This is a genomic window from Stenotrophomonas sp. Ste96 (genome assembly GCF_024519495.1).
GTDB lineage: Bacteria > Pseudomonadota > Gammaproteobacteria > Xanthomonadales > Xanthomonadaceae > Stenotrophomonas > Stenotrophomonas bentonitica_A.
In genome coordinates this window covers 84,266-103,916 of the sequence record NZ_JALJRX010000004.1, presented here as the reverse complement: position 1 = coordinate 103,916, position 19,651 = coordinate 84,266, and the positions used below count along the sequence as shown (strand labels likewise).

20 protein-coding genes are annotated in these 19,651 nt (G+C 68.3%); 13 read left to right on the top strand and 7 right to left on the bottom strand.

Translation table 11 applies throughout. The features are described 5' to 3' along the window. Positions 1 to 11: 11 nt before the first annotated feature. The 9 genes from OC373_RS12630 to OC373_RS12590 all read left to right on the top strand — a co-directional run bounded on the left by OC373_RS12630 (position 12) and on the right by OC373_RS12590 (position 9,408). Positions 12 to 701 (top strand): Fe2+-dependent dioxygenase, encoded by a 690-nt coding sequence (locus OC373_RS12630; RefSeq protein ID WP_019185662.1) that lies wholly within the window; start codon positions 12 to 14, stop codon positions 699 to 701. Continuing rightward, positions 694 to 1,407 carry a tetratricopeptide repeat protein gene (locus tag OC373_RS12625; RefSeq protein ID WP_261997798.1) on the top strand — a complete coding sequence of 238 codons (714 nt, stop codon included), beginning with the start codon at positions 694 to 696 and terminating at the stop codon, positions 1,405 to 1,407. The genes OC373_RS12630 and OC373_RS12625 overlap by 8 nt, the downstream gene beginning before the upstream one ends. A 129-nt stretch (positions 1,408 to 1,536) precedes the next feature. Continuing rightward, positions 1,537 to 1,971, top strand: coding sequence for a hypothetical protein (locus OC373_RS12620; RefSeq protein ID WP_261997797.1), 435 nt, complete (start codon positions 1,537 to 1,539; stop codon positions 1,969 to 1,971). Between the two features lie 140 nt (positions 1,972 to 2,111). After that, positions 2,112 to 4,535, top strand: coding sequence for a TonB-dependent receptor (locus OC373_RS12615; RefSeq protein ID WP_261997796.1), 2,424 nt, complete (start codon positions 2,112 to 2,114; stop codon positions 4,533 to 4,535). 150 nt (positions 4,536 to 4,685) lie between these two features. Next, positions 4,686 to 5,324: a PepSY-associated TM helix domain-containing protein gene (locus OC373_RS12610; RefSeq protein WP_341987111.1), complete on the top strand. Its 639-nt coding sequence runs from the start codon at positions 4,686 to 4,688 to the stop codon at positions 5,322 to 5,324. 23 nt (positions 5,325 to 5,347) lie between these two features. Beyond that, positions 5,348 to 5,866 (top strand): DUF2271 domain-containing protein, encoded by a 519-nt coding sequence (locus tag OC373_RS12605; RefSeq protein WP_261997795.1) that lies wholly within the window; start codon positions 5,348 to 5,350, stop codon positions 5,864 to 5,866. Between the two features lie 25 nt (positions 5,867 to 5,891). Further along, a complete protein-coding gene (locus tag OC373_RS12600; RefSeq protein ID WP_261997794.1) occupies positions 5,892 to 6,698 on the top strand; it encodes a DUF4198 domain-containing protein in 807 nt (268 codons plus the stop codon). Between the two features lie 119 nt (positions 6,699 to 6,817). After that, complete coding sequence (locus tag OC373_RS12595; RefSeq protein ID WP_261997793.1) at positions 6,818 to 7,798, top strand: FAD:protein FMN transferase; 981 nt, start codon at positions 6,818 to 6,820, stop codon at positions 7,796 to 7,798. After that, on the top strand, positions 7,795 to 9,408 hold the full coding sequence (locus OC373_RS12590) for a sulfite reductase subunit alpha (RefSeq protein WP_261997792.1): 1,614 nt from the start codon (positions 7,795 to 7,797) through the stop codon (positions 9,406 to 9,408). The genes OC373_RS12595 and OC373_RS12590 overlap by 4 nt, the downstream gene beginning before the upstream one ends. 17 nt (positions 9,409 to 9,425) lie before the next feature. Here the strand turns inward: OC373_RS12590 and OC373_RS12585 are convergent, their stop codons facing one another. The 4 genes from OC373_RS12585 to OC373_RS12570 all read right to left on the bottom strand — a co-directional run bounded on the left by OC373_RS12585 (position 9,426) and on the right by OC373_RS12570 (position 12,554). Beyond that, complete coding sequence (locus OC373_RS12585) at positions 9,426 to 10,037, bottom strand: HutD family protein (RefSeq protein WP_261997791.1); 612 nt, start codon at positions 10,035 to 10,037, stop codon at positions 9,426 to 9,428. A gap of 36 nt (positions 10,038 to 10,073) precedes the next feature. Then, on the bottom strand, positions 10,074 to 10,781 hold the full coding sequence (locus tag OC373_RS12580) for a murein L,D-transpeptidase catalytic domain family protein (protein WP_261997790.1): 708 nt from the start codon (positions 10,779 to 10,781) through the stop codon (positions 10,074 to 10,076). 27 nt (positions 10,782 to 10,808) lie between these two features. After that, positions 10,809 to 11,870, bottom strand: coding sequence for a L,D-transpeptidase (locus OC373_RS12575; protein ID WP_019185651.1), 1,062 nt, complete (start codon positions 11,868 to 11,870; stop codon positions 10,809 to 10,811). A 408-nt stretch (positions 11,871 to 12,278) separates the two neighbouring features. Further along, positions 12,279 to 12,554 (bottom strand): ComEA family DNA-binding protein, encoded by a 276-nt coding sequence (locus tag OC373_RS12570; RefSeq protein WP_019185650.1) that lies wholly within the window; start codon positions 12,552 to 12,554, stop codon positions 12,279 to 12,281. 253 nt (positions 12,555 to 12,807) lie between these two features. Between OC373_RS12570 and OC373_RS12565 the strand changes: the two genes are divergently transcribed. Genes OC373_RS12565 through murU form a run of 4 tightly spaced genes read left to right on the top strand, consistent with a single transcriptional unit; the run spans position 12,808 to position 16,424 of the window. After that, positions 12,808 to 14,301 (top strand): M20 family metallopeptidase, encoded by a 1,494-nt coding sequence (locus OC373_RS12565; RefSeq protein ID WP_019185649.1) that lies wholly within the window; start codon positions 12,808 to 12,810, stop codon positions 14,299 to 14,301. 59 nt (positions 14,302 to 14,360) lie between these two features. Then, the gene (locus OC373_RS12560) at positions 14,361 to 14,630 is read left to right on the top strand and encodes a GlsB/YeaQ/YmgE family stress response membrane protein (protein WP_019185648.1); all 270 of its coding nucleotides are present in this window, start codon (positions 14,361 to 14,363) and stop codon (positions 14,628 to 14,630) included. A 58-nt stretch (positions 14,631 to 14,688) separates the two neighbouring features. Beyond that, entirely contained in the window at positions 14,689 to 15,714 is a 1,026-nt protein-coding gene (locus tag OC373_RS12555) for a phosphotransferase (protein WP_261997789.1), read from the top strand. After that, a complete protein-coding gene (gene murU, locus OC373_RS12550) occupies positions 15,711 to 16,424 on the top strand; it encodes an N-acetylmuramate alpha-1-phosphate uridylyltransferase MurU (protein WP_261997788.1) in 714 nt (237 codons plus the stop codon). The genes OC373_RS12555 and murU overlap by 4 nt, the downstream gene beginning before the upstream one ends. Before the next feature lie 195 nt (positions 16,425 to 16,619). Here the strand turns inward: murU and hda are convergent, their stop codons facing one another. From hda to OC373_RS12535, 3 genes are read right to left on the bottom strand one after another with little or no spacing between them, the layout of a single operon-like run. Continuing rightward, positions 16,620 to 17,330, bottom strand: a complete 711-nt coding sequence (gene hda, locus OC373_RS12545; protein WP_046274062.1) for a DnaA regulatory inactivator Hda — start codon at positions 17,328 to 17,330, stop codon at positions 16,620 to 16,622. Further along, positions 17,327 to 18,499 carry an AI-2E family transporter gene (locus OC373_RS12540; RefSeq protein ID WP_046274061.1) on the bottom strand — a complete coding sequence of 391 codons (1,173 nt, stop codon included), beginning with the start codon at positions 18,497 to 18,499 and terminating at the stop codon, positions 17,327 to 17,329. Before OC373_RS12540 ends, hda begins: the two co-directional genes overlap by 4 nt. Further along, positions 18,496 to 19,620, bottom strand: coding sequence for a DUF2066 domain-containing protein (locus OC373_RS12535; protein WP_235319018.1), 1,125 nt, complete (start codon positions 19,618 to 19,620; stop codon positions 18,496 to 18,498). Before OC373_RS12535 ends, OC373_RS12540 begins: the two co-directional genes overlap by 4 nt. Positions 19,621 to 19,651 lie beyond the last annotated feature (31 nt).

Genomic DNA, 19,651 nt, shown 5'->3' with positions numbered 1-19,651 from the left:
TGGAGCCCACCATGCTGCTGCACATTCCCGACGTCCTCACCGCCGAGCAGGTCACCCAGGCCCGCCAGCAGCTGGCCACGGCCGGCTGGACCGACGGCCGCCTGACCGCGGGTTACCAGTCCGCGCAGGCCAAGCACAACCTGCAGTTGCCCGAGTCCGATCCGGCCGCGCGTGCGGTCGGCTCGGCCATCCTCGATGCACTCGGCCGCAACAGCACGTTCTTCTCGGCGGCACTGCCGCGTCGCATTTTCCCGCCGCTGTTCAACTGCTATCAGCCGGGGCAGACCTTCGGGTTCCATGTGGACAACGCCGTGCGCTACGACTACACCGCCCCCGGCCAGCCGCAGCCGGTGCGCACCGACCTGTCGGCCACGTTGTTCCTGAGCGACCCGGATGAGTACGAGGGTGGCGAGCTGGTGATCGAAGACACCTACGGCAACCAGCGGGTGAAACTGCCGGCGGGCCACATGGTGCTGTACCCGGGCACCAGCCTGCACCAGGTCACCCCCGTCACCGCCGGCACGCGACTGGCCTCGTTCTTCTGGATCCAGAGCATGCTGCGTGATGACGGCCAGCGGCGCCTGATGTGGGACCTGGATGTCTCGATCCGCCGCCTCACCCATGACCACCCCGAACACCCTGCGCTGGTGAATCTCACCGGCGTGTATCACAACCTGCTGCGGCAGTGGGCCGATGTCTGATCCGGCCCCGCCCGCGTTCGACGTGGCAGCACTGGCCGACCAGTTGCAGCACGATCCGGCCGCCGCGCTCGCCGCGCTGGAAGCGACCGCGCAGCGCGGCGACCCACAGGCGCAGTTCCTGCTCGGGCAGGCCCGGATGGAAGGGCGCGGGATCGCGCCCGATGCGGCGGCGGCCGTGCTCTGGTTCGAGCGCGCCGCCAACGGTGGTCTGCCCCTCGCCATGAACATGCTCGGCCGCTGCCACGAACTCGGCACCGGGACGCCGATCAACCTGGCACTGGCCGCGGTCTGGTACCGCAAGGCAGCGGATGCCGAGTTGGACTGGGGCCTGTACAACCTGGCCAACCTGCTCGGCACCGGCCGCGGCGTGCCGCGCGATGACGCCGCCGCATTCGCGCTGTACCTGCGCGCGGCACGGCTGGGCCATGCCAAATCGATGAACCTGGTCGGCCGCTGTCTGGAAGACGGCATCGGTGTGCCGGCCGATCCGGGTGCGGCACCGGCCTGGTATCGGCGTTCGGCCGAGGCCGGTGACTTCCGCGGGCAGGCCAGCCATGCCTCCCTGTTGCTCGCCGCCGGTGATATCGACGGTGCGGCGGACTGGCTACGGCGCGCGCTTGCGCACGGGAGCGCGTCGTTTCTGGCTCACGTGCGCCCCAGCTTGGCGGCCTCTCCGCATCCCGCGATCCGGGCACTGGTCAGCTGATTCCTGCGTTCGGGGCGCGCAGGGACCGAAATCATTAATCATTCTCATTTGCGTCCGCTAACGAATCTCACCTACAATCCCGCCGCGTTGCTGGTCGGCTGATCGACTGGCCGTTCACAGGGGCCCGCCTTGCGCCATCCACACCGCCACCGCAGCTTTGCTCCCGCCATGCGCGGGCGGCAGCGGGCGTTGTCGAGCGTGCTGGCGTGGCTGGGCCTGCTGTCGCTGCTGCTGGCCGGCCTGCCCGTGCTGGAACGGGCCGCCCCGGGCAGCACCGTGATGGTCCTGCAGATGCCAATGGGCGAGCACCCGGCCGGCGGTGGTGAGACCGCACAGGAAGAAGCCCCCGCCAAGCCACGCCGAGTGGCCAGCGTGCGCCCTGCCCCGGCGCCACCGCTGCCGCCCGCATTGCCGCCGGTGGTGGAATCGCTGGATTCGCTGATGGCCACACTGGTGGCACAGCCGCCGCGGGTCGTACCGGCCATTGACTCTGCACCGGCCACGCCGCTGCCTGCCGCACCCGGCCTGCGCGTCCAGCGCGGCCAAGCCCCACCGCAGGGCTGATGCCGACCTTCGGCGGCGCCACCGTGCCCGCCTCCGGTCCTGCGCGTTCCGCCCGCCCCGGGCGTTCCTGATTCCTGCGCGTGCTGCCGCCCTGCGGCCTGCCACGTCGCGTCCGTTTTCTCCTTTCCGAGGTTGCCCCCATGGCCCAGCGCCATCGTCGTCGCACGTCCCTGTCCCGCTGCACCCTGTCCCTCGCCCTGCTCGGTGCGCTGAGCGCCCCGGCCTTCGCCCACGGTGACGCCGCCGCTCCGACCACGCTGGACAAGGTAGTGGTCACCGCCGCCGGCTTCGAACAGAAGATCGCCGATGCCCCGGCCAGCATCAGCGTGATCAGCCGCGAAGAGTTGAGCAAGCGCCCCTACACCAGCCTGGTGGATGCGCTGCGCGACGTGGAAGGCATCGACGTGGGCATGGAACCGACCGACAAGAACGGCCGCGCCACCATCTCCATGCGCGGCATGCCCTCGGACTACACCCTGGTGCTGATCGACGGTCGCCGCCAGAGCAACGCCGGCAACCTGTACCCGAACAACTTCGGCGGTGGCCAGTTCTCGTACATGCCGCCGCTGGATGCGATCGAACGCATTGAAGTGGTGCGCGGCCCGATGTCCACGCTGTATGGCTCCGATGCCATGGGCGGGGTGATCAACATCATCACCCGCCGCAACCAGACCGAGTGGCATGGCGCGGTCACCCAGGGCTTTACGGTGCAGCAGGACGACCAGTTCGGTGACGCGCGCAGCACCGATGTCTACCTCAGCGGCCCGCTGGTCAAGGACCGTCTGGGCATGTCAGTGCGCGGCAGCTATTACGACGCCAAGGCCTCCAACCCGGAATGGGATGACCTGCCGCTGCCGGACGGCACGATGTGGTCGCGCAGCATCGGCTTCGGTGCCGGTGGCAAGGCGGTGGCCAACACGAACTGGAACGCGGGCATGCGCCTGAACTTCATCGTCAATGACGACCACGAGCTGTGGCTGGATTACGACGTGTCGCGCCAGAAGTACGACAACAGCGAAGGCCAGACCGGCACCCTGGACAGCCTGGCCAGCCTGTGGCGCGTGGGCAATGCCACGATCCCCAACCCGAACGGCCCCGGCAACGTCACCCGCCGCGTGGTGCAGCCGCGCGTGGGCTACACCGCCTACCAGCGTTACGAGCGCGACCAGCTGGCGCTGACCCATCAGGGCCGTTATGAATTCGGTACCTGGCAGACCACCCTGACCCACATCACCAGCAACAACCTCGGCCGCTCGCTGCCGCTGACGCTGGACGAACGCGCCGATCTGCAGACGCTGTGGAATGATGTCTGCCGCCGCACCGGTGCCGCCGCCAACTGCGCGGCCGGTGCACGCAACGGACTGGGCGCGCTCAACCCGGCCGAGATGGCGCGCCTGCAGGCCTTCCTGCCACGCCCGCTGCGCACCATGGAGCTGAAGGGCAACGTGCTGGACACGATGCTCGACCTCACCTTCGGTGCGCACAAGCTGACCGTGGGCGGCCAGTACAACGACACCGACATGGTCGACGGCGTGTTCGGCATGGATGGCGCCGGTTACAAAGACAACGTGAAGCAGCAGCACCGCATGTGGGCGCTGTTCGCCGAGGACAACTGGTCGCTGACCGACAGCCTGACCGCGACGGTCGGCGTGCGCTATGACGACCACAACATCTTCGGCAGCCACGTCAGCCCGCGCGCTTACCTGGTGTGGAACGCCAACGATGCCTGGACCCTCAAGGGCGGCGTCAGCACCGGCTACAAGACACCCCGCCCGGACCAGTTGTTCCCCGGCATCGTCGGCTTCGGTGGCCAGGGCGTGACCCCGCTGGTCGGCTCGCCCAACCTGAAGCCGGAGGCCAGCACCAACTACGAAATCGCCGCGTACTACGAAGGCGATCGCTGGGGCTTCAACGTCACCGGCTTCCTCAACAAGTTCGATGACAAGATCGCCAGCGGCGGCACCTTCGCCAACTGCGAAGTGGCCCCCAACGATGGCAGCTACTGCGTGGACATCGGCCCGGGCTGGGCCGAGCTGGGCTACAGCACCTTCGGGCAGAGCGTGAACATCGACAAGGCCGAAACCCGCGGCGTCGAGGCGGCGGCCCAGGTCGATCTGCTGGACAACCTGCAGCTGCGCGGCAACTACACCTGGACCAAGAGCGAGCAGACCAGCGGCACCGGCAAGGGCCTGCCAATCACCGGCAACCCGGCCAGGCACATGGCCAATGCCAGCCTGAACTGGCAGATCAGCGAGGCGGTGAGCCTGTCGCTGATCGGCGAAGGCCGCTACGACCGCTACCGCGACACGCTGGTCAGCAATGTCGGCGGCGTCAGCAGCTCGCAGACCCGCTATTACGAGGACTACACGATCTTCCACCTCGGCGGCAGCTGGGACATCAACAACTGGCTGACCGTCAACGCGCGGGTCAACAACCTGTTCGACAAGGACTTCGTGTCGCAGTCCTGCGTGCTGATCAGCGACAGCGAATACGACTGCGTGGATGACTATTCCACCAAGGACCAGCGGCGCAGTTACTGGATCTCGTTGAACGCCAAGTTCTGAGGCACACCGGCGCGGCGTCCGTGGTGACGCCGCGCCCGGTCTTGACCTCGGGCAGCGGGCCGGCAACGGGCCGCTGCCTTCTTTGTCTACAAATTGCGAATCATTCTCATCAATGGTGTAATTCGCCCCTCAGTACTCTCTCTTCCGACCGTGGCCGCCAGCGCTCCTTCTTCCAGCGTGCAACAACAACGCCGCGGCTTCTGGCTGCGCACGCTGCACCAGTGGCACTGGATCAGCTCGGCGGTGTGCCTGATCGGCATGCTGCTGTTCGCCGCGACCGGCATCACCTTGAATCACGCCTCCCGGATCGAAGCCACGCCGGAGGTGGTCAGCCGCCAGCTGGAACTGCCTGCCGACCTGCTCGGCAAGCTGGGCGACCGCGCCGATGGCAAGGCACCGATCCCGCGCGTGGCCAGCCGCTGGCTGGATGCACAGCTCGGCATCTCGATCGGGCGTCGCCCGGCCGAATGGTCCGATGGCGAAATCTATCTCTCCATGCCCAGCCCAGGCGCGGACGCATGGCTGAGCATCGATCGTGAAACGGGCGAGGTGGAGTACGAATCCACCGCCCGCGGCTGGGTCTCCTATTTCAACGATCTGCACAAAGGGCGCAATGCCGGGCCCGCCTGGGGCTGGTTCCTGGATATCTTCGCCGTGGCCTGCCTGGTGTTCTGCATCACCGGCCTGTTCCTGCTGCACCTGCATGCCCGCCAGCGCCGCATGACCTGGCCGCTGGTCGGCCTGGGCCTGCTGATCCCGCTGCTGATCGCCCTGATCCTCATCCACTGACCGTCCCCTTCCGGAGCCGCACCATGCGCGTCACCCTGACCATCGCCCTGAGCGGCCTGCTGGCCACCTCGCCGGCCTATGCCACCACCCTGGACATCAACGTCGAGGTGCCCAAGCTCAACGTGGCCGAGTATCACCGCCCGTATGTGGCCGTGTGGCTGGAAGGCGCCGACCAGAAGGTCGCCGCCAACCTTTCGGTCTGGTACCAGCAGACCGGCAACGCCGAAGGCCATGGCACCAAGTGGTTGCCCGACCTGCGCCAGTGGTGGCGCAAGAGCGGCCGCACGCTGGAGGTGCCGGTGGACGGCGTGACCGGCCCGACCCGTCCGGTCGGCAAGCACGCGCTGTCGTTCAACGACAAGCAGCCCGCGCTCAAGGCGCTGGCACCGGGCAACTACACCCTCGTGGTGGAGGCGGTGCGCGAAGTCGGCGGACGCGAACTGCTCAAGATCCCCTTCACCTGGCCGGTCACGGCCGCACAGTCGGGCAAGGCGCAGGGTGCGACCGAACTCGGTCTGGTCACCCTGTCCGCCAAGCCCTGATACCCCATCCACCTGGAGTTTTTCGATGAAGCGCACGCTCGTCCTCGCCGCCGCCATGGCCGCCGCACTTCCGTTCTCCGCCCTGGCCCACAAGGCCTGGCTGCAGCCCTCGCAGACCGTGATCGCGGGCACCAACCCGTGGATCACCGTCGATGCGGCGGTCTCCAACGACCTGTTCTACTTCAACCACGTGCCGCTGCGCCTGGACAACCTGGTCATCACCGCGCCCGACGGCAGCACCGTGCAGCCGCAGAACGCGGCGACCGGCAAGTTCCGCAGTGTGTTCGATGTCGAGCTGACCCAGCAGGGCACCTACCGCCTGGCCACGATCAACAACGGCCTGTCGGCCAGCTGGGAAGAAGACGGCAAGCCCAAGCGCTGGCGCGGCACCCCGGCCACCTTCGCCACCGAAGTCCCGAAGAACGCCAGGAACCTGCAGGTCTCGCAGTCGGTCGGTCGCGTGGAAACCTTCGTCACCAACGGTAGCCCGAACGACACCGCGCTGAAGCCGACCAACCAGGCCATCGAGATGATCGCGCTCGCCCATCCGAACGATCTGGTCGCCGGTGAGGCCGCAAGTTTCCGCGTGCTGGTCGATGGCAAGCCGACCGCCGGCCTTGAATTGGAGATCACGCGCGGCGGCACCCGGTACCGCAACGCGCAGGAGGAGATCAAGGTCAGCACCGATGCCAAGGGCGAATTCGCCGTGACCTGGCCGGAAGCGGGCATGTACTGGCTGGAAACCGGCACCGAGGACAGCAAGACCTCGATCAAGGAAGCCAAGAAGCGTCGCCTGAGCTACGTGGCCACGCTGGAAGTGCTGCCGGAGTAACGGCATCCGGCGTGCGTTGCGTGCGCCGTCCTCCCCACCTGCCCCCGCCGACCTGACGGGGGCTTTTCACCCGACGCATTCCGGCCATCGGGCTTACCAAGGCCCGACCTGCCCCCCCCATGAACAACCCGGATTTCGACATCGCCCGCCTCGGTGGCCACACCATGGGCACCACCTGGCAGGTAAAACTGGCCGTGGCGCGCACCCGCGACCTGCACCCGTTGCATGCCGGCATCCAGGCGCAGCTCGATGCCATCGTGGCGCAGATGAGCACGTGGGAAGCCGACAGCGATATCGCGCGCTTCAACCGTGCCTCCGCCGGTGAATGGCAGGTGCTGCCGCCGTTGTTCAATACGGTGATGCAGTGTGCGCTGGAGATCGCGCAGCGCAGTGGCGGCGCCTTCGATCCCACCGTGGGCCCGCTGGTGGCGCTGTGGGGGTTCGGGGCGCAGGCGCAGGCCCGGCGGATTCCCGATGCCGACACGCTGGCGGCAACGCGCGCGCGCTGTGGCTGGGAACGCCTGCAGTGGCAGCCCGGTCGCCTGCTGCAACCCGGCGGACTGGCACTGGATCTGTCGGCGATCGCCAAGGGCTTTGGTGTCGATCAGGTCAGTGCGTGGCTGCGCCAGAACGGGGTACACGCCGCATTGGTGGAGGTTGGCGGCGAGCTGCACGGGTTTGGTCACAAGCCCGATGGCCAGCCGTGGCGCGTGCTGGTGGAATCGGCACCGGAGGAAGACGCGCAGGCCACCTATCCGCCGCGCGTGCTGGCACTGACGGACCGCGCAGTCGCCACCTCCGGTGATCGCTGGCACCACTTCGAGCAGGGCGGCGAGCAGTTCAGCCACACGCTGGATCCGCGCATCGGTGCGCCGGTCACGCGCGCTGCGGCGGCCGTCACCGTGGTTGCCGACAGCGCCATGCAGGCCGACGCCTGGGCCACGGCGCTGACCGTGATGGGCAGGGACGAGGGCATGGCATTTGCGCGCACCCATGCGCTGGCCGCACGCTTTGTCGGCCGTGGCGCGCACGGTAGCGAGGAATCCATGAGTCCTGCATTCGAGCAGTTGCTTGCCGACGACCGCGTGGGCGCGGCATGAGCCTGCGCCCATCGCGTGCGTGGCTGGGCAACCTGATGGTGATGGTGCTGCTGGGCGTCATTGCCTGGGCGCTGCTGCGCCTGCATCTGGGCGACGCCTGGTGGCCAGCCGCACCGTTGGCCGCGCACTGGCGCTGGGCAGCGGGGAGCCTGGTGCTCTATGCCGCGTTCTGCACCCTGATCTGGTGGCGTGGACGACCCCGGCAGGCGCGGGTGGCCGACAACGGGCCCGCACCGATCCTGCTGGTCTGGGCCAGCCAGACCGGCTTCGCGCAGCAGCTGTGCGACCGCAGCGCAGAGGCATTGCGCGCTGCCGGGCTGCCAGTGCGCATCCGTGCGCTGCATGCGGTGACGGCCGAGCTTCTGCAGCGCAGCGCGCAGGTGCTGTTCGTGGTCAGCACCACCGGCGAGGGCGATGCTCCGGATCATGCCCTGCCCTTCCTGCGCAAGGTGATGCCGCAGGCGCCCGCACTGCCCCACCTGCAGTACGGCGTGCTGGCCCTGGGCGATCGCAGCTATGGCCATTTCTGCGCCTTCGGCCACCAGCTCGACGCATGGCTGCGCCAGCGTGGTGCGCACCCGCTGTTCGATACGGTTGAAGTGGACAATGCCGATCCCGGTGCGCTGCGCCACTGGCAGCAGCTGCTCGGCCAGCTTGGCGGCGAAGCCACCGAGCTGCCGGACTGGACGCCGGCCGAGTATCTGCCCTGGCAACTGCAGGCGCGGCATCTTGAAAACCCGGGCAGCCCGGGGGCACCGACCTATCGGATCACCCTGGTGCCTGCCGATGGCACCCTGCCGGTCTGGCAGGCCGGCGACGTGGCCGAGATCGGGCCGCAGCATGCACCGGCCGACGTCGAGGCCTGGCTGCGCAAGACGCCGTGGGCGGGCGACACGTTCATCGATGGGCAGACGCTGCGTGCGCACCTTTCGCGCGCGCATCTGCCCGGTGCTGAGGAGATGGCGGCGCTTGCCGACCCAGATGCCGTGGTCGCCGCGTTGCGTCCCCTGCCGCACCGGGAATACTCCATCGCCACCCTGCCCGCCGAAGGCCAGGTGCAGCTGCTGCTGCGCCGCCAGCTGCGGCCCGATGGCACGCCGGGCCTGGGCAGCGGCTGGCTGTGCGATCACGCTGCGCTCGATGGGCGCATCGATCTGCGCTTCCGCAGCAACCCGAACTTCCATGGTGTGGCGGCCGCAACGCCGCTGATCCTGATCGGCAACGGCACCGGCATCGCCGGCCTGCGCGCGCACCTGCGCGAGCGGATCAGCGCCGGCGCGCGCCGCAACTGGCTGCTGTTCGGCGAGCGTACGGCCGCGCACGATTTCTTCTTCGGCGACGACCTGCGCGCCTGGCAGCGCGACGGCTGGATCGCACGGCTGGATACGGTGTTCAGTCGCGACGGTGGTGAGCATCACTACGTGCAGGACCGGCTGCAGGCGCAGATCCACACGCTGCAGCAGTGGGTGCACGACGGTGCCACGATCCTGGTCTGCGGCAGCCTGCAGGGCATGGCACCGGCGGTGGATGCGGTGATCGAGCAGGCGCTGGGCCGCGACGGCAAAGAAGCGCTGATCGTGGCCGGGCGCTACCGGCGCGACGTGTACTGAGGGTTACCTACGGCCGATCAGGCCTTGCTGCCACCCGCACTGACGCGGATCGCCAGCAACTCGCCGCCGCCGTGCAACGCGAAGCGGCGGCGCTCGCCGGCAGCCAACCAGGCGGTATCACCGGCGGCCAGCGGTGCCAACGACGGCTCCCCTTCAAATTCGGCCTGGCCGGCCAGCAGATGGATCGCCCACGCCGCCTCGGGTTCGGTGAAAAAGAACATGCTGCCGACCAATGGGCGATGCAGCAGCTCGGCCTGGACCGCTTCGCGCCGCCACATCAGATTGAAATCGTGGGTCACCCCGTCCACCAGTTCGCCGGTCACCCGCGCTTCGCCGGCAAACCGCAGCCGGTCGTGCGGCGGCATCAGCGTGTGCAGCGCGCCATCGTCGAAACGCAAGCGCAGGCCCTCGCCACGCAGCAGCACCAGTTCGCGCTCGATGCCCGGAAACGCCGAGAACGCGGCGTCCTGCTCGATCTCGGCGATCGACAGGCGCACCTGCCAATCGTCGGTGTCGGGCACGCGCAGGATTTCGCGGGTCCAGCCCAGGCCATTGCGCCAGCGTTCGCGGCGGTACTCGAAAGCGGGAATGACGCGGCTGGCCGCGCTCAGGACGGTATCGGGGGACATGGCCCTAGTGTGCCTGAGCCGAGGTGGGCAGTCCTGTCAGGACATACCGCCGCAATCGGGTTCCAGCAGCCGCGAACGCGCCAGCCAGTCCTTGTCCGGGTAGTACGCGAACACCATCGTGCCGCCGCGCAGGCTGTCGATCAGCGGCCGCGCCACCGACAACCGCACCGCCGGGCAGCCCAGGCTGCGGCCGAGGCGACCCTGCAGCCGTGCGACCGCGGGATTCACGTACGGCGCGCCGTGGATGACGATCGCGCGGTCGCGGGCATGGTCGTTGAAGCCGGGTTCCAGCCCTTCCAGCCGCAGCGAATAGCCGTTGCCGCCCATGTAGGTTTCCTTGGCGGTGAACGCGCCCAGGCTGGACATGAAGCTGCCGTCCTTGTTGGAGAAATGCTGGGTGCGGTTGTCACCGCTGTTGCGCCCATGCGCAACCCACTCCTCGAACAGCAGCCGCTGGCGGGTCAGATCGAAAATCCACATGCGCGGTTCGGTCGACGGCCGCGAGTAATCGATCACACTCAACTTGCCCGGGTCGACGCCCAGCTCCGGCCGGCGCAGCGCACAGCGCATCGCACGCGCCGCCAGCTGCAGGACGTGCTTGTCCGCCGCAGGGGCGGCCTTGGCCAGCATCTCGGCCATCTGCACCGGGCTGCCGGTCGGCGCCGGCGCAGGGCTGGTCGCGCCCGCCGTGGCGGACGCGATCAGGCCACAGAACGCAGCAGGCAGCAATTTCACAACGGGCATGGGCAGCTCACCAGGCGGAGGCAACCCTTACAAAGTGGACCCACCGGCGTCGGATTCCAAGACAGGCTGCAGGTTCTGTTCATCGGCCACCGGGCGTACCGCCGGCAGGCTGGTCACCAGCAGCGTGGTGCCTGGCACCAGCACGCTGTACAGCTGTTCGGCGAATTCCGGCGGCAGCGCCATCGGCAGGCTCGGCGTGGCGAGCAGGTCCGGGGTCGCATTGGCGGCGGTCTGGCCCAGCAGCGGATACGCGGTCCAGCGGTGCAGCGGACGGTGCGGGTCCAGCGGGCTGGGGTTGTCCTGGTAGCCCTGGCCCATCACGAACAGGGTGGTCCCCTCGAAGGCCGGCAGCGCCTTGGCTTCCAGCCGCGACTCGCCGATCAGCACGCCATCGCGCAGCACGTACAGGCGCTGGTCGTGCAGGCTGACCAGGATGCCGACCTGGCCGGCCGGTGCGGCCGCATCGTTCCAGTAGTGCGCGGGTGCGTCGGTGCTCTCCACCAGCGGCTTGCCGGTGCTGCTGACCGGGGCCAGCACGGCCGGATAGGCCAGCGTCATCGGCGCGCTCTTGGCATCGGCCACCACCACGGTATCACCGCGATGGGTCTCGCCGAACAGCTTCTGCGCGAACGCCTGCGGCAACCGCACGCAGCCGTGCGAGGCCGGATGCCCGGGCAGGCTGCCGCCGTGCAGCGCGATGCCGTCCCAGGTCAGGCGCTGCATGTACGGCATCGGCGCGCTGTTGTAGAGGTTGGATTTGTGGTCCTTGTCCTTCTGCAGGATCGTGAACACACCGGTCGGGGTTTCGTGCCCGGCCTTGCCCGAGCTGATCGTGCTCATGCCGATCGCGATGCCGTTGCGGTACACGTAAGCGCGCTGCTCATCGAGGCTGACCACCAGCACGATCGGGCCGGACGGGGAGATCTCCGGATGCCAGAGGAACTCGCCGGGCTTGAGATCGGTGGGGCCGCGCGGGGCCTCGGTCGTCCTGCTGGCCGTCGGCGCAGTGTTGGCGGCCGTGGCGGGAAGCATCCCGGTCGCCAACAGCGTTCCGAGCGCCAGACTCAACAGCGTGCTGCGTACTGCCATGTCGTGCATCCATTCGAAGAGATGCCGCCACGCTACACGAAGTGCCGCCATGCGTTCGCGAAAACCACGCGCGGCCACGCGTCGTATTTCGTTCGCCCCAAACAGTAATTGCCCGGCCACACCTCCGTGTGCAGACCGGGCAATCGATACATCCTTGTCGGCATCCCGCCTTCCCCCTGTGCGTCCTGCGCAGTCTGGGTGCCGGCCATGCTCCGTGCACTCGGCCGTATATGCTTCCGCCATCTCAGCCCTTCCCGGGGTCTGGATGCCACCGTCCTGGTGGGTCCGCGCCGCTCCTTCCGCGCCGCCTCCGTGCGTGCCGCCTCCCTGCAGCGGTCGGTGCCACCGCGGCATCCTGCCGTGGCAGCCAGTGACCGGCATCCTGCCCGTCCCGACGTGTCCTGTTGTTCAGCGCCTTGGTACGGTGGCCGGCGCTGCCCTCCTGGGCGGTGCCTGGACCGGCGCCTGCCTGGCCCCGGTGGTCATCCGTTGTCGATTCCGTTCGACGGTAGCTGTCCCTATCCCCTTCACCCGCGCCAGATCCTCGACGTGTTCGAAGGGGCCGTGTTGTCGCCGGTACGCGACGATCGCTTCGGCCTTCATCGGGCCCACGTTCGCCAATCCCTGCTGCAGCGTCGACGCATCCGCCGTATTGATGTTGATCCGATCGGCCGCGAAGGCCATTCCGCTCAACAGCAGTCCCAGCACCAGCGCCCTGCACGAAAACCAAGGTCCCACTGTGTAGCTCCTTGTGGCTCGGAACCGGCCCCTGCCGGCAATCCTGTCGAAGGTTCCAGCGTCCCTCGCCACATACACACAGCCTATCGTCCACGGCGCCTTCACACAGCAGGCCTAACACCCGACGTGATGTAGGGAAATACCTACCCCAGCGCAGGCGTAGAATGGACGGACTTGTCAAAAGCACTCCGGAGTTCAGATGGACAGCGCCAAGCTCGGCCAATTCGTCAGTGAAAAGTGGGACAACGAGATCGTCCCGCAATTGGTCGATTACATCCGTATCCCCAACAAATCGCCGATGTTCGACGCCGATTGGGTCGCCAACGGCTACATGGAACAGGCCGTCACCCTGATGGAAACCTGGGCCAAGGCCCAGAATCTGCCCGGCCTGACCGTCGAGGTCGTGCGCCTGGAAGGCCGCACCCCGCTGCTGCTGCTGGAAATTCCGGCCTCCGGCGCCGAGACTGGCGACGACACCATCCTGCTGTACGGCCATCTGGACAAGCAGCCGGAAATGACGGGCTGGGACGATGACCTGGGCCCGTGGATCCCGGTGCTGCGCGGCGACAAGCTGTACGGCCGCGGCGGCGCCGATGACGGCTACGCGATGTTCGGTTCGCTGGCCGCCGTGCTGGCGCTGCAGGAACAAGGCCTGCCGCACGCGCGCTGCGTGATCCTGATCGAAGCCTGCGAAGAATCCGGCAGCTACGACCTGCCCGCCTACGTTGATCACCTGGCCGAGCGCATCGGCAAGCCGTCGCTGGTGGTGTGCCTGGATTCGGGCTGCGCCAACTACGACCAGCTGTGGTGCACCACCTCGCTGCGCGGCCTGACCGGCGGCAACTTCTCGGTCAAGGTGCTCAACGAAGGCGTGCATTCCGGCGATGCCTCCGGCGTGATCCCGTCCAGCTTCCGCCTGCTGCGCCAGCTGATCTCGCGCATCGAGGACGAGAACACCGGCCGCATCCTGATCGACGGCATGAATGTCGAGATCCCGGCCGAGCGCCAGGAACAGGCCAAGCGCGCCGCTGAAGTGGTGGACACCGCCATCTTCGAGAAATTCCCGATGGTCGACGGCCTGCGCCCGATGAACGATGACCTGGCCGAACTGGTGCTCAACCGCACCTGGCGCCCGGCGCTGTCGGTCACCGGTGTGGACGGCCTGCCGCCGCTCGCCTCGGCCGGCAACGTGCTGCGCCCGCATACCGCGGTGAAGCTGTCGCTGCGCCTGCCCCCGACCGCCGACGGCAAGGCCTGCGGCGAGCTGCTCAAGGAAGCGCTGCTGCGCGATCCGCCGAACGGCGCCGAAGTGAAGCTGGACCTGGAGAAGGCCTCCAGCGGCTGGAACGCCCCGGCCATGGCGCCGTGGCTGACCCAGGCGATCGACGATGCCAGCCAGACCTTCTTCGGCAAGCCGGCGATGTACATGGGCGAAGGCGGCTCGATCCCGTTCATGGGCATGCTCGGCGAGAAGTTCCCGGGCGCGCAGTTCATGATCACCGGCGTGCTCGGCCCGCACTCCAACGCACACGGCCCGAACGAGTTCCTGCACATCCCGATGGGCAAGCGCGTGACCTCGTGCGTGTCCAAGGTGATCAGCGAGCATTACGCGGCCAGCCTGCGTGGCGAGACCAGCGGTTCGCCGGTCGCCGCCGACAGCGGTACCCGTCACGGCGGCCACGGCTGCTGCTGACGTTGGCGGACGCAGCCCGGCCTTGCTAGGCTGCGTCCACCTCTACTGACGCATTTGGCATGAACGGACTGTTTGGCAGCACCAGCTGGCTCTACATCATCCTGGTCGGCTTCGTCGTCGGTCTGCTCGGGCGTTTCTTCATGCCGGGCAACAACCGCATGGGCTGCCTGCTGACCATCGTGCTCGGCATCGTCGGCGCGCTGCTGGCCGGCTGGTTCGGCCAGTACATGGGCTGGTATGCCCGCGGCGAGCCGGCCGGTTTCATCGGCGCGATCCTGGGTGCGGTCGCGGTCCTGGCCGTGCTGCGGCTGTTCAGCAGCAAGCGCTGAGCATCGCCCTCTTCTTTCTTCCCGCGCGCCGTCCGGCGCCGCTTCGACGTACCCGTCCATGAACGATCCCGCTTCCGATCCGCTGCGCGCCGAACACCGCCGGCAGTGGACCTGTGCCGCCCTCGGCGACCCGGCCACTGCGCTTGATCGTGCGTCGGTCGATGCCGGTTTCCGCAGCTACTGGCGCGCCACCAGCGCGCGCGGCAGCCACATCGTGATGGACTCCCCGCCCGGGCTGGAGGATGTGCGCCCGTGGCTGCGCATGCACGACCTGCTCGAGCCCAACGGCGTGCGCGTGCCGCAGGTCCTGGCGCGCGATGAGGACAACGGCTTCCTGCTGCTGGAAGACCTGGGCGGCCCGACGCTGGCGCGCCATATCGACAACGACAACGCCGATGCCTGGTTCGATGCCGCCTTCGCGCAGCTGATCCGGCTGCAGTCGATCCCCGTGCCCGAGGGCATGGGCAGCTTCGGCGAGGCGCTGTTGCAGCGCGATGCCGGGCTGTTCGACGACTGGTTCCTGCAACGTCACCTCGGCCTGGAACTGGACTGCGGCGAGATCGAGAACCTGCAGCGCATGCACCGCCTGCTGATGGACAACGCCCTGCAGCAGCCGCAGGTGCTGACCCACCGCGATTTCATGCCGCGCAACCTGATGCCGATCGATGGGGGGCCGGCGGTGCTGGATTTCCAGGACCTGGTGCGCGGGCCGATCGCCTACGACCCGGTCAGCCTGTTCAAGGATGCGTTCCTGAGCTGGCCGATCGAACGCGTGGACGCCTGGCTGGCGCGCTATCACGCACTCGCCCTGGCCGCCGGTCTGCCGGTGCGGCCGTGGCCGCAGTTCCTGCGCGACGCCGACTGGATGGGCGTGCAGCGCCACCTGAAGATCCTCGGCCTGTTCGTGCGCCTGCGCGACCGCGATGGCAAAGGTCACTACTTCGAGGATGCACCGCGCTTCATCGGCTATCTGGATGAAGTGTTGCCGCGTCATCCGCAGCTCGCACCCCTGCTCGATCTGTTCGAACTGCGGATCAAACCGGCGCTGGCCCGCATCGCCGAACCCGTGCTGGCGCGCCCATGAAGGCCATGATCTTCTCGGCCGGCAAAGGCGAGCGCATGCGCCCGCTGACCCTGCACACGCCCAAGCCGCTGCTGGTCGCCGGTGGCAAACCGCTGATCGTGTGGCATCTGGAGCGGCTTGCCGCAGCCGGCATCGATGAGGTGGTGATCAACACCGCGTGGCTGGGTGACCAGTTCGCACCCGCGCTGGGCGACGGTGCGCGCTGGGGGCTGCGCCTGCACTTCATCGATGAGGGCGCCGTGCCGCTGGAAACCGGTGGTGGCATCCTCAATGCCCTGCCGATCCTCGGCGACGCACCGTTTCTGGTGATCAACGGCGATGTGTGGACGGATATGGAGGTCGCCAGGTTGCCGCGCACGCCTGCCGGCGATGCGCATCTGGTGCTGGTCGATAATCCCGCGCAGCACCCGCGCGGTGATTTCATCCTGCACGACGATGGCCACGTCAGCGATGACGGCGACAGCGCGCGGCTCACCTACGCCGGTATCGGCGTGTACCGCCCGGCGATCCTCGATGGCTGGCGGGCGGTGATCGGCGACACCACCGGGGCCGGCGCGACACCGCCGCAGTTCAGCCTCGTGCCCCTCCTGCGCCATGCGATGGCGCAGGGCCGTGTGACCGGCCAGCACCATCGCGGCCGATGGACCGATGTGGGCACGCCGGAACGGTTGGCGCAGCTGGATGCGCAGCTGCAATCCCCGCACGGGTAAAACACCGCGGGCATCCCCCCCTTGGGCGACCCGGTGGTAGAGCCGACCGTTGGTCGGCTGCTCTCCGCCCGAGCCCACCAGAGCAGCCGACCAACGGTCGGCTCTACGCGGTGCGGGCCCGTCTCCCTGGCAGCCGACCAACGGTCGGCTCTACACGGTGGGGCCGTCTCCCGGGCAGCCGAACAACGGTCGGCGCTACAGGCGGTGTGGGCCGTCTTCAAGGACCTGGCGCAGGAACGGTACGGTGATGCGGCGCTGCGCCGCCAACGATTCGCGGTCCAGCCAGTCCAGCAGGCTGACCAGGCTGCCCAGCTCGCGGCCGGTACGGGTCAGCAACCATTCGATGGCGGCCTCGTCGATGGCCAGGCCACGTCGCGCCGCGCGTTCGCGCAGCACCGCCGCACGGCCTTCGTCGTCCAGCGGCTGCAGCACCACGCGCACGCACTGCTGCAGGCGTGAGCGCAGGTCCGGCAGCACCAGCCCCAGCTGGTCCGGGGCGTGCTGCGCGGTGTACAGCAGGGTGATCCCCGCGGCGCGCGCACGGTTGTGGAAATCAAACAGCGCCACTTCGTCTTCGCGCTGCCCGGCTACGGCGTCGAGCCCGTCCAGCGCGACCAGGTCGCGCCCCTCCAGCGATTCCAGCGCGGCGCGGGTGCGTCCGACCACCGCCTTCAGCGGCAGGTAGGTCGGCTGGCGGCCGGCCTGTTCGGCCAGCGAACACATCGCCAGCGCCTGGTGGGTCTTGCCGGTGCCCGGCGCGCCTTCGAGGTAGACCCAGTCGTGCGCCGCGCCCACGGCGATGGCGCGCAGCTGCGCCAGTGCGCCATCCGGCGCACCGATGAAGGTCTCCAGCCGCTCGTCCTGCGGGTAGCGCAGGGCAAGCGGCAACTGCGGCACGACACTCACTGCGCGTCCGGCCCCTTCGGGGTGCCCACGATCACGATCTCGGGCTTGTCGACGTAGGCATCGAGCACGATCGCCGACTTCTCACCGGCATACAGATCACTCTGGCGATAGCGCTGGTGCGCATAGCGCAGCAGCACGTTGCTGACCGCCGCCACCGGCAACGCCAGTAGCATGCCCAGGAAGCCGAACAGCTGCCCACCGGCCATCACCGCGAAGATCACCGCCACCGGGTGCAGGCCGATCTTGTCGCCGACGATGCGCGGGGTCAGCACGTAGCTTTCCAGCAGTTGGCCCACGGTGAACACCACGCCGACCAGGATCAGCAGTTTCAGATCGAAGCCCTGCGCCTGCACCAGCGCGGCCACCACGGCCATCACGATGCCGGTGGTCGCGCCCAGGTAGGGAATGAAGCTGATCAGGCCGGCCACCAGCCCGATCAACAGGCCCAGCTTCAGGCCGACCAGCGACAGGCCCGCGGCGTACACCACGCCCAGCGCGATCATCACCAGGAACTGGCCGCGGATGAATGCCCCCAGCACCTCGTCCGATTCACGCGCCAGGTTGGTGATGGTGCCGACGTGGTTGCGCGGAATCATCGAAGCCACGCGCTCGACCAGCTTGTCCCAGTCGCGCAGGAAGTAGAACGCCAGGATCGGCAGCAGCAGGATGTTGACCACCCAGGTGACCATCGTGAAGCCCGAGCGCTGCACGTAACCGAAGAAGGTCTTGGCGAAGCCACCGGCCTGCTGCCAGTGGCTGCGCACCCATTCGATCAGCCGGTCCGGGTCCATCCACTGCATGACCTCCAGCCCGGTCTTCTGCTCGAACCACGGGATGCCTTTTTCCATCAGCCATTGCTGTGCCTGCGGAATCGCCGCCACCAGCGTGGCGACCTGGCGCTCGATCATCGGCACCAGGATCAGCAGCGCGGCGGTGATCAGCAGGATCATCGCGACGAACACCAGCACCACGCCGGTGTTGCGCGAGCGGCCGGTGGCCTCGATCCGGTCGACCAGCGGATCGCCCAGCCAGGCCAGCGCCAGGGCCAGCACGAAGGGGGTCAGGATCGGGCCGAGCAGCCAGATCACCCAGCCGGCGGCAAGCGCCACCAGCACATACTTCAACCGCCTGAGGAACTGCGCGATTTCCGCTTCGGGGGTAAGGATCATCGCAGGCGGTACTCGTTGCTGGCGGGCGGCGGCAGGGCCGAGGGGTTGGTTTCATCGATCGGCACCGGCAGGGCCAGCGGCGCGGTCGGCGCGATCACGCCGTTGTCGCCCAGCATGCGGTTCAGGCCGGGCAGGCCGGTGGTCAGCTCCAGCGACAGCTCCAGGCGGTCGCCCGAGGCGCGCACCGGGGTGACGTTGCGCACCACCGCGGTCTCGCGCAGGCCGGCAGCCAGGCGCATGTAGTCCTCGGCACTGTTCAGGCCCAGCACCACGATCGTGTAGGTCCCGGCGGCACCGGTGGCGGCCCCGGCCTTGGCGTAACGGCGCACCAGCGCATCGGCGGCGCCGTCGGCACCACCGGCCATGGCGCGGCGGGCATCACTGTCCTTCGTGCTCCACTTGTTCAGTTCCTTGCCGCCATCGACGAATACCCAGTCGGCGACCCAGCCGCTGCCATCGCGGTAGAGCTTGCCGATCAGCTGCATCGGCGGGGCATAGCGCGCCGAGGCGCGGGCAACGGCGGCCGTGTCCTGGCGCCAGATCGCGCCGACCAGCGCCTGCTCGGCCGCGCTGCCCGAGGGCAGGCCCAGCTTGTAGCCGCGTTCGATGGCCCGGTTGAGCAGCGGGCGGGCCGCGTTGGCCTGCTGCACGGTGACCAGACGCGGGCCGGAGCCATCGTCGATGGCCAGCCAGATCACCGGCTTCGGGCGGGGCTGCGGCCACAGCGGCAGGCCCAGGGCCGAGATCAGCCCGTCGACGTCATCCTCGCGGAAGCGCGCCACCAGGATCGTGCGGTAGCTCGGGGCGCCGCCGGCCGAGGTGCTCTGGTCCTGGCGGTAGTCATAGCTGGCCACGTAATCCTTGGCGTTGCGCAGGGCCTGCATCACCCCGGGGCGGCTCATCACGCTGCGGTCGCCCGAGAGTTTGGCCAGCACATTGCCCAGCGCCCTGGCCAGGGCACCGTTGCGGTCCGAATCGGCCTGGCTGTTGACCGGGACCTCGGCCTCGTAAGCGCCACTGGCGGTGGCCACATCGCCTTCGGTGCGCAGGCCGCTCTGGGCCATCGAGGCCACCGGCAGGCACAGCGCGAGGAACATCATGAAAAAGAGGCTGCGGCGCATCAGGACTTCCATTGAGCGTATCCGGGGGGAA